Genomic DNA, 9060 nt, shown 5'->3' on the forward strand with positions numbered 1-9060 from the left:
CCTTCCGGGGTGCCGGGCACCGGCGTGTCCGCCCCCGGAGAGGTCGGCCGGCCCGCTCAGCTCTCCAGCTCGTCCAACGCCCCCAGCTGCTGCATCAGGCCCAGCTGGTCGCGCTGCCACCACAGCTCGGTGAACTTGCCGTGCGGGCCGCACCGGAAGAGGGTCGTGCCGGTCATGGTGACCCGCCGCCCGGTGGGGGCGATGCCCAGGAACTCGCCGCGGTGGACGGCGTCCCACGTCCAGCGGGCGCAGGCGCGGTCGTCCTGCGTGATCGCGTCCTCGACGGTGAAGGCGAAGTCGAAGGCGTCCCGCCACATCCGGTACTCGCGCCGGATCGCGTCCAGACCGATGGTGTCCTGCGCATTGACCGGATCGTGGCTGTGGCAGTCCTCGTCGATCAGGTCGTTGAGCGGGGGCAGCTCACCGGCGGCCGTCAGGGTGTCGAAGAAACGGCGCACCGCCGACGCGGCGAACTGCTCGTCCCGCACGACCTCCAGGTCCGTGAAGACGGGCAGCTCGTCGCAGAGCGCGACCAGGCCGCGGAAGACCGCGTCGGTCTCGGGGAGGTTCGAGTTCCGCATCGCCTCCTCGTACGACGGGAACTCCACCATCTCCACGATGTGCGCGCCGTCCGAGCGGTCCTTGCCGACCAGCGTGTGGGTCGCGGCCCGCTTCCCGCCGGCCTGTTCGACCCAGGTGTCCAGCAGCCGGTTCATCTCGTCCAGCCGGCTCGTCCTGCACTCGATGAGCTGTACGAAGGTCATGGCGCCGCCTCCGGCCCCCCTGGCCCGGTTCCGTCACCGCCATTTTCCCACCGGTCCGCCTCACCGGGGTCCGTACTTGCGTCCCGTCTTCGAGGCGACCCCGCCCAGCAGGCCCCGCGGCGTGACCTTGACCAGGCCCATCAGCGCCTTGTAGCGGGGGTCCGGGATCGACACCGTCCGGCCGCGGGCCAGGTCCGCGATGGCCGCCGCGACCAGCTTGTCCGCGTCCAGCCACATCCAGCCGGGGATGTTGTCCGTGCCCATGCCGGCCCGCTGGTGGAACTCGGTGCGGACGAAACCGGGGCACAGAGCCATCAGCCGTACGCCGCTGCCCGCCAGGTCCCGCGCCGCGCCCTGGGTGAACTGCACGACCCACGCCTTCGAGGCCCCGTAGGTGCCGCGCGGCACGAACGCCGCCACCGAGGCCACGTTCACGACGCCGCCCCGGCCGCGCTCGCGCATCGCCGCGGTCGCCGCCGAGGTCAGCCGCAACACGGCCTCGACGTGCACCTTGAGCATCCTCAGCTCGTCGGCCATGTCCACGTCGAGGTAGCGGCCCTTGTTGCCGAAACCGGCGTTGTTGACCAGGAGGTCGACGGGGTTCTTCCGGTCGCCCAGCCGGGAGGCGACCGTCTCGATGCCCTCGTCGGTCGCGAGGTCGGCCGTCAGCACCTCGGCCTCGATGCCGTGCCGGTCGTGCAGCTCCGTCGCCTGCTCCGTCAGGCGTTCGGTGTCACGCGCCACCAGGACGAGGTCGTGGCCGTCGGCCGCCAGCCGCCGCGCGAACGCGGCGCCGATGCCCGCGGTCGATCCCGTAATCAGAGCCGTTGTCATGGCGAAAGGTTAGTGGTCCGCGCCCCTCGTCCCCGATCTCTGCACAGGGCCTGCCGATCAGTGAGCGATCGGTGTGCCCGGCCGTCCGGCCCGACGGCGCGCCCGGCCGGACGGGCCGTCAACCCGCGCTTCGCGCACCGCTTTCCGTACCGCTTTCCGCGCCGTTTCCCCCGTCGTCCTCCGCACCGCCGGACGCGCCGTACTCCGCCAGGTACTTCCGGGCCGCCGCCAGCGACTCCGGGTGCAGCGCCGCGCCGGCCCCCAGCAGGCGCGGCAGCAGGGAGCGCTCCGTGGTGCAGGCCCGGAACTGCAGGGCCACGGTCACGTCGTGGTCCGGGCGGTGCACGATCTCGACCGGGTCCCCGCGGCGGATCTCACCGGGCTCGATCACCCGCAGGTAGGCACCCGGCGCACCCTTCCGCGTGAACCTCCTGACCCATCCCCGCTCCCCCAGGTGGCCCTGGAAGGTCCGGCACGGAATCCGCCCGCAGGTGACCTCGAGCACCACCGCGGGACCGTCCGGCGAGCCGATGCGCCAGCGCTCGCCGATCCGCGCACCGGATATGTCGATGCCCGTGGTGGTGAGGTTCTCGCCGAACGAGCCGTCGGGCAGCGCCCGGCCCAGCTCGCGCTCCCAGTCGTCCATGTCCTCGCGCGCCATCGCGTACACCGCCTGGTCGTCGCCGCCGTGGTGCCGCATGTCGCACACCGCGTCCCCGGCCAGCCCGCTCGCGCCGACGCCCTTGGGGCCGGGCGCCGCGACACGCACCGGATGGTCCACCGGCAGCTTGCCGATACCGGTCACGCCCTCCGGCTGGTCGGTGTACGGCACGGCCACGGGACGGCCCAGGTTGACCGAGAGAAGCTTCATGCCCGGAACGGTAAAGGACCCCATGTCAAAGTGTCGACGCGTTTTTCGGTGACTCGCCCAAGCTTCCCTTATGCTCGAAGGGTGATCGAGGCCCGTCATCTGCGCGTCCTGCGCGCCGTCGCCGCCACCGGCTCCTTCTCCGCGGCGGCCCGCGAGCTGGGCTGCACCCAGCCCGCCGTCAGCCAGCAGATGAAGGCCCTGGAGGGATCGGCCGGCACGCCGCTGCTGGTCCGCACCGGCCGGGAGATGCGGCTCACCGAGGCCGGCGAGGCCCTGGTGCGGCACGCGGGCGGCATCCTCGCCGGACTCACCGCGGCCGAGGAGGAGGTCGCCGCCATCGCGGGCCTGCGCGCCGGCCGCGTCCGCCTCGTCTCCTTCCCCAGCGGCAGTTCCACCCTCGTCCCGACCGCCCTCGCCGCCCTGCGCGCGGCCCACCCCGGCACCCGCGTCTCCCTGGAGGAGGCCGAACCGCCGCGCTCAGTGGAACTACTGCGCGCGGGCGACTGCGACGTGGCGCTCGCCTTTCGCTACGAGGGCGCCGCGGGCGCGGAGGAATGGGCGGACCTGGTGGTACGCCCGCTGCTCACCGACCGGCTCGTCGGCCTCGTACCCGAAGGGCACCGGCTGGCCCGGGCCGAGTCCGTCGCCATCGCGGAACTCGCCGACGAGCCGTGGATCGCGGGCTGCCCCCGCTGCCGCAGCCAGCTCGTGGAGGTGTGCGCGAGCGCCGGGTTCACACCGCGCATCGACTTCGCCACGGACGACTATCCGGCGGTGGCCGGACTGGTGGGCGCCGGTCTGGGCGTCGCCGTGCTGCCCCAGCTCGCGATCGAGTCCGTACGGCCCAGGGGCGCGAGCACCGTGGCGCTGGAGCCGACGGTGCGCCGCGAGATCGTCGCGCTCACCCTGCCCGACCTGGCCCAGGTGCCGACGGTGGCCGCCACCCTCGACGAACTGGTCCGCGCCGGGGCCAGGTGAGCCGGGAAGGCGCGGTGCGCGGTGGGCGGAGGGGAACCGGGCGCGGGTGTGCGGAGGACGGGCGCGGGTGCGCGGAGGACGGGCGCGGGTGGGCGGAGAAGAAGGGCACGCGCGCGCGTGCCCTTGTCGTTTGCCTCCGATGTGCCGCCTGTCTCCGTCGCCGTGCGTCCGTATGGGTAAGAAGAAACGTTCCTTCAGGTGTTCGAAGCGGTGTCGCCGCTTGATGACGAGGCCGTCACCAGTCGGTTCCGTGCCCGCCCCATGAGCTCCTCGCGCTCGTCCTCGGTCAGGCCGCCCCATACCCCGTACGGCTCGCGCACCGCCAAGGCGTGTGCCGCGCACTCCGCACGGACCGGGCACCTCATGCAGACCTCCTTGGCCGAGTTCTCTCGAGCGCTCCGAGCCGCCCCGCGCTCGCCCTCGGGATGGAAGAAGAGCGAGCTGTCCACTCCGCGGCAGGCAGCCAGCAGCTGCCAGTCCCACAGGTCCGCATTCGGTCCGGGAAGGCGGGAGAAATCTGCCATTGCGTGACCCCTTGTAGCCGTTCGGTGGCGGATACGGTGCCAACGACCGTACGTACCCGATCTAAGGAGATGAAAATATGACTCATTGCGAATCTAGCTCCAGACACCTGGAAACGGGAAGAAAAGGGGCCAAATGGGGCATAGCTTGTGATGAAAAGTTGGGGGTATGACGTCTGTGTCTGCACTGTGTCCGCTCACTCACGTAGAGTGCCGAAAACGGCGTACGGCCCCGTAACTCTTTCGAGTGACCGTCGTTGAGAGTGCGGAGGCGGTTGAGAACACAAGTGCTCGGGCAGGCGTCCGAGACGGTCGACCGCACAGGTGACGATTTCGTACCAGCCTGGAGGCTCAAGGTGACGCGCATCAGCTGCGGAGGGCGGCCATGACATCCGTCCTCGTCTGCGACGACTCCCCGCTTGCCCGAGAGGCGCTCCGCCGCGCGGTCGCGACCGTGCCCGGCGTCGAGCGCGTGACGACGGCGGCCAACGGCGAGGAAGTCCTCCGCCGCTGGGGCGCCGACCGCTCGGACCTCATTCTGATGGACGTGCGCATGCCCGGACTGGGCGGCGTCGAGACGGTCCGGCGCCTGCTGTCCGCCGACCCCGGGGCGCGCATCATCATGCTCACGGTCGCCGAGGACCTCGACGGCGTCGCGCTCGCCGTGGCCGCCGGTGCCCGCGGCTACCTGCACAAGGACGCCTCCCGCGCGGAGTTGCGCGCCACGGTGACCCAGGCCCTCGCCGACCCCACCTGGCGGCTGGCCCCGCGCCGGCTGCGCTCGGCCGAGATGGGCGCCGCGCCCACGCTCACCGCGCGTGAGATCCAGGTCCTGGAGGGCATGAGCCACGGCCGTTCCAACGCCGAGATCGGGCGTGAGCTGTTCCTCTCCGAGGACACCGTCAAGACCCATGCCCGGCGCCTGTTCAAGAAGCTCGGCGCCTCCGACCGCGCGCATGCGGTGGCCCTCGGATTCCGGTGGGGCCTGGTGCGTTAGGTCCTGCCTCGACTCAGGGGCGTCGCGCCCTCGCGCGAGGGGCGCCGGGAGCGGTCGTACGGCCGCGACCAGCCGCTCGCGCCGTGGCGTCCGCCCGGGCCGTTCCGGCCGGCCGGGGACGCGCGGGGCGGGCAGCGGCCCCACGACCCCACAGCTCCGGTGTGCGGCGACCCGGCCCGGACGCCCGGCGGCTCCGCGGTGGGCGGCTGCGCAAGCCCGCCGTGCACGAGTCCGTGCGGCCCGCACCCCGAGGGCCGTCCTTCCGTGAGCGGGGGCCGGCCGGGGGCCCCGCGAGGGGCGCGGGCGGTGTCGCGTACCGCCCGTCGGGTACCAGTGGCAATGCGGCCCACCGGGCGGCCGGTGCTCGTTTCGCCGCGGATGCCGCATCCTTGAGGTGTGGAGTTCCTCGGGGACGAGTCGGTCGAGCGGAATGGGAGGGCGCAGGGGATGGGTTCCGGCGCACCTGCTCATAACGCTTCGGTGCACAACCACGAAGGCAGTGCCACCGGGCATACGACGCCAAGGCACGATGGACCGATGCGCGACGACGAGGCGGCAGTTGCCCCAGGGGCGATCGGTGCGCTCGTGCACCGTGCCGTCGACGGCGACGAGCAGGCCACGCACGACCTGCTGGCCCGCGTCCACCCGCTCGCGCTGCGTTACTGCCGCACCCGTCTGTCCCGGCTCCCGGGCGACGCGCGCCACTTCGTGGAGGACCTGGCCCAGGAGGTCTGCGTCGCGGTCCTCCTCGCCCTGCCGCGCTACCGGGACACCGGCCGCCCCTTCGAGGCGTTCGTCTTCGCCATCGCCTCCCACAAGGTCGCCGACCTCCAGCGCGCGGCGATGCGCCACCCCGGTTCGACGGCCGTGCCCTCCGACGAGATGCCCGAGCGGCCGGACGACTCCCTCGGCCCGGAGGAGCGCGCCCTGCTCAGCAGCGACGCCGAGTGGGCCAAGAAGCTGCTCGCCAACCTCCCCGAGAACCAGCGCGAGCTGTTGCTCCTGCGTATCGCGGTCGGCTTGACCGCCGAGGAGACGGGACAGATGTTGGGAATGTCACCGGGAGCCGTCCGGGTGGCCCAGCACCGGGCGCTCAGCAGGCTGCGGGCGCTCGCCGAGCAGTAGCCCGGCCCCGTTGACCGGCGACGCGCCGATCTCATAGGAAGATACGAAGCTCAGGGCGGCTCTTCGTCGTGGAATGAGACGCCTCCGCTTCCCGTTAGCATGGACATCCGCACCGAGCAAGGCCATCTGGGGAAGGTGTCATGACTGCAAACGTCGACGGAGTGCCCGGCAAATTCGCGACACTCGGGCTGACCTACGACGACGTGCTGCTGCTGCCGGGCGCATCCGAGGTGCTCCCCAACGCGGTCGACACCTCGTCCCGCATCTCCCGCAACGTCCGGGTGAACATCCCGCTGCTGTCCGCGGCGATGGACAAGGTGACCGAGTCCCGCATGGCGATCGCGATGGCCCGCCTCGGCGGCGTCGGCGTGCTGCACCGCAACCTCTCCATCGAGGACCAGGCCAACCAGGTCGACCTGGTCAAGCGGTCGGAGTCCGGCATGGTCACCGACCCGATCACGGTGCACCCGGAGGCCACGCTCGCCGAGGCGGACGCCCTGTGCGCGAAGTTCCGCATCAGCGGCGTCCCGGTCACCGACCCGGCCGGCAAGCTGCTCGGCATCGTGACCAACCGCGACATGGCCTTCGAGAGCGACCGCAGCCGTCGCGTGCACGAGGTCATGACCCCGATGCCGCTGGTCACCGGCAAGGTGGGCATCTCCGGCCCCGACGCCATGGAACTGCTGCGCAAGCACAAGATCGAGAAGCTGCCGCTGGTGGACGAGGCGGGCGTCCTCAAGGGCCTGATCACGGTCAAGGACTTCGTCAAGGCCGAGAAGTACCCCAACGCCGCGAAGGACGCCGAGGGCCGGCTGCTCGTCGGCGCCGCCGTCGGCGCCAGCCCGGAGGCGCTGGAGCGTGCCCAGGCGCTCACCGAGGCCGGAGTCGACTTCCTGGTCGTCGACACCTCGCACGGCCACAACAGCAACGCCCTGAGCTGGATGTCGAAGATCAAGTCGAGCGTGAACGTCGACGTGGTCGGCGGCAACGTCGCCACCCGCGACGGCGCCCAGGCGCTGATCGACGCCGGTGTGGACGGCATCAAGGTGGGCGTGGGCCCGGGCTCCATCTGCACCACCCGCGTCGTCGCCGGCATCGGCGTTCCCCAGGTCACCGCCATCTACGAGGCGTCCCTCGCGGCCCGCGCCGCCGGCGTCCCGCTGATCGGCGACGGCGGCCTGCAGTACTCCGGCGACATCGGCAAGGCGCTGGCCGCCGGCGCCGACACGGTGATGCTGGGCAGCCTCCTCGCCGGCTGTGAGGAGTCCCCGGGTGAGCTGCTCTTCATCAACGGCAAGCAGTTCAAGTCGTACCGCGGCATGGGCTCGCTGGGTGCCATGCAGTCCCGTGGCCAGGGCAGGTCGTACTCGAAGGACCGCTACTTCCAGGCCGACGTGACCGCCGACGAGAAGCTGGTGCCCGAGGGCATCGAGGGCCAGGTCCCCTACCGCGGCCCCCTCGCCAACGTCCTGCACCAGCTCGTCGGCGGCCTGCGCCAGACCATGGGCTACGTCGGCGCCGCCACCATCGAGGAGATGGAGTCCAAGGGCCGGTTCGTGCGGATCACCTCGGCGGGCCTCAAGGAGTCCCACCCGCACGACATCCAGATGACCGTCGAGGCGCCGAACTACAGCAGCAAGAAGTGAGCGGGAAGTGATCCACGCGCGTGCGGCGTCGCGCGCGTAGAGCACGGCTGACGACGTCCGAGGGCGGTCCCGGGTGCACCGGGGCCGCCCTTGTCATGGGTGTCGGCGATACTGGAAGACGCTGCAACGCATCAGGGAAAGGCCACAGACGTGACTGAGATCGAGATCGGGCGCGGCAAGCGCGGCCGCCGGGCGTACGCCTTCGACGACATCGCCGTCGTCCCCAGCCGCCGTACGCGGGACCCGAAGGAGGTCTCGATCGCCTGGCAGATCGACGCCTACCGGTTCGAGCTGCCCTTCCTGGCCGCCCCCATGGACTCCGTCGTCTCCCCGGCCACCGCCATCCGCATCGGCGAGCTGGGCGGCCTCGGCGTGCTCAACCTCGAAGGCCTGTGGACCCGCCACGAGGACCCGCAGCCCCTGCTGGACGAGATCACCGAGTTGCCCGCCGAGGCCGCGACCCGCCGCCTCCAGGAGATCTACGCCGCTCCGATCAAGGAGGAGCTGATCGGGGCGCGCATCAAGGAGGTGCGCGACTCCGGTGTGGTCACCGCCGCCGCGCTCTCCCCGCAGCGCACCGCCCAGTTCTCCAAGGCCGTCGTCGACGCGGGCGTGGACATCTTCGTCATCCGCGGCACCACGGTCTCCGCCGAGCACGTCTCCTCCTCGCACGAGCCGCTGAACCTGAAGCAGTTCATCTACGAGCTGGACGTCCCGGTGATCGTCGGCGGCTGCGCCACCTACACCGCCGCCCTGCACCTGATGCGCACCGGCGCGGCCGGTGTCCTGGTCGGCTTCGGCGGCGGCGCCGCGCACACCACGCGCAACGTGCTGGGCATCCAGGTCCCCATGGCCACCGCCGTCGCCGACGTGGCCGCCGCCCGCCGCGACTACATGGACGAGTCCGGCGGCCGGTACGTCCACGTGATCGCGGACGGCGGTGTCGGCTGGTCAGGCGACCTGCCCAAGGCGATCGCCTGCGGCGCGGACTCCGTGATGATGGGCTCCCCGCTCGCCCGCGCGACCGACGCGCCCGGCCGGGGCCACCACTGGGGCATGGAGGCCGTCAACGAGGAGCTGCCGCGCGGCCAGAAGGTCGACCTCGGCACCGTCGGCACCATCGAGGAGGTCCTCACCGGCCCCTCGCACACCCCCGACGGCTCCATGAACTTCTTCGGCGCCCTGCGCCGCGCCATGGCCACGACGGGCTACAGCGAGCTGAAGGAGTTCCAGCGCGTCGAGGTCACGGTGGCGGACGCGCAGCACAAGCGGTGAGCGCCGAGACCGAGTGAGACCGGGAAGGGCCGGTCGCCCCGGGTGGGGC

Annotated in this window: 9 protein-coding genes; 5 read left to right on the top strand and 4 right to left on the bottom strand. The window is 71.7% G+C overall.

What is annotated here, in order from left to right; genetic code table 11:
• Window positions 1-56: 56 nt before the first annotated feature.
• From ACFC02_RS40145 to ACFC02_RS40155, 3 genes are all read right to left on the bottom strand, one after another.
• Entirely contained in the window at window positions 57-764 is a 708-nt protein-coding gene (locus ACFC02_RS40145) for an ester cyclase (protein WP_376367578.1), read from the bottom strand.
• Between the two features lie 60 nt (window positions 765-824).
• Window positions 825-1598: an SDR family NAD(P)-dependent oxidoreductase gene (locus tag ACFC02_RS40150; RefSeq protein ID WP_376367580.1), complete on the bottom strand. Its 774-nt coding sequence runs from the start codon at window positions 1596-1598 to the stop codon at window positions 825-827.
• Between the two features lie 118 nt (window positions 1599-1716).
• Window positions 1717-2469, bottom strand: a complete 753-nt coding sequence (locus ACFC02_RS40155; RefSeq protein ID WP_376367582.1) for an MOSC domain-containing protein — start codon at window positions 2467-2469, stop codon at window positions 1717-1719.
• 81 nt (window positions 2470-2550) lie between these two features.
• Here ACFC02_RS40155 and ACFC02_RS40160 point away from each other — a divergent pair, with 81 nt between their 5' ends.
• Window positions 2551-3447: a LysR family transcriptional regulator gene (locus ACFC02_RS40160; RefSeq protein WP_376367584.1), complete on the top strand. Its 897-nt coding sequence runs from the start codon at window positions 2551-2553 to the stop codon at window positions 3445-3447.
• Between the two features lie 194 nt (window positions 3448-3641).
• Here ACFC02_RS40160 and ACFC02_RS40165 read toward each other — a convergent pair whose 3' ends face one another.
• Window positions 3642-3971 (bottom strand): WhiB family transcriptional regulator, encoded by a 330-nt coding sequence (locus ACFC02_RS40165; protein ID WP_360972095.1) that lies wholly within the window; start codon window positions 3969-3971, stop codon window positions 3642-3644.
• Window positions 3972-4353: 382 nt separating this feature from the next.
• On the opposite strand from ACFC02_RS40165, the gene ACFC02_RS40170 reads away from it, so the two are divergent.
• The 4 genes from ACFC02_RS40170 (at window position 4354) to ACFC02_RS40185 (ending at window position 9011) form a co-directional block, all read left to right on the top strand.
• Window positions 4354-4965, top strand: a complete 612-nt coding sequence (locus ACFC02_RS40170; protein WP_003948568.1) for a response regulator transcription factor — start codon at window positions 4354-4356, stop codon at window positions 4963-4965.
• A 537-nt stretch (window positions 4966-5502) separates the two neighbouring features.
• On the top strand, window positions 5503-6090 hold the full coding sequence (locus tag ACFC02_RS40175) for a sigma-70 family RNA polymerase sigma factor (protein ID WP_026252030.1): 588 nt from the start codon (window positions 5503-5505) through the stop codon (window positions 6088-6090).
• Between the two features lie 140 nt (window positions 6091-6230).
• The gene (guaB, locus tag ACFC02_RS40180) at window positions 6231-7736 is read left to right on the top strand and encodes an IMP dehydrogenase (RefSeq protein ID WP_376367587.1); all 1506 of its coding nucleotides are present in this window, start codon (window positions 6231-6233) and stop codon (window positions 7734-7736) included.
• A 150-nt stretch (window positions 7737-7886) separates the two neighbouring features.
• Window positions 7887-9011 carry a GuaB3 family IMP dehydrogenase-related protein gene (locus ACFC02_RS40185; protein ID WP_360972100.1) on the top strand — a complete coding sequence of 375 codons (1125 nt, stop codon included), beginning with the start codon at window positions 7887-7889 and terminating at the stop codon, window positions 9009-9011.
• The last annotated feature ends 49 nt before the right edge of the window (window positions 9012-9060 follow it).

Source organism: Streptomyces sp. NPDC056160 (assembly GCF_042268205.1).
In the GTDB taxonomy this organism is placed as follows: Bacteria; Actinomycetota; Actinomycetes; order Streptomycetales; family Streptomycetaceae; genus Streptomyces.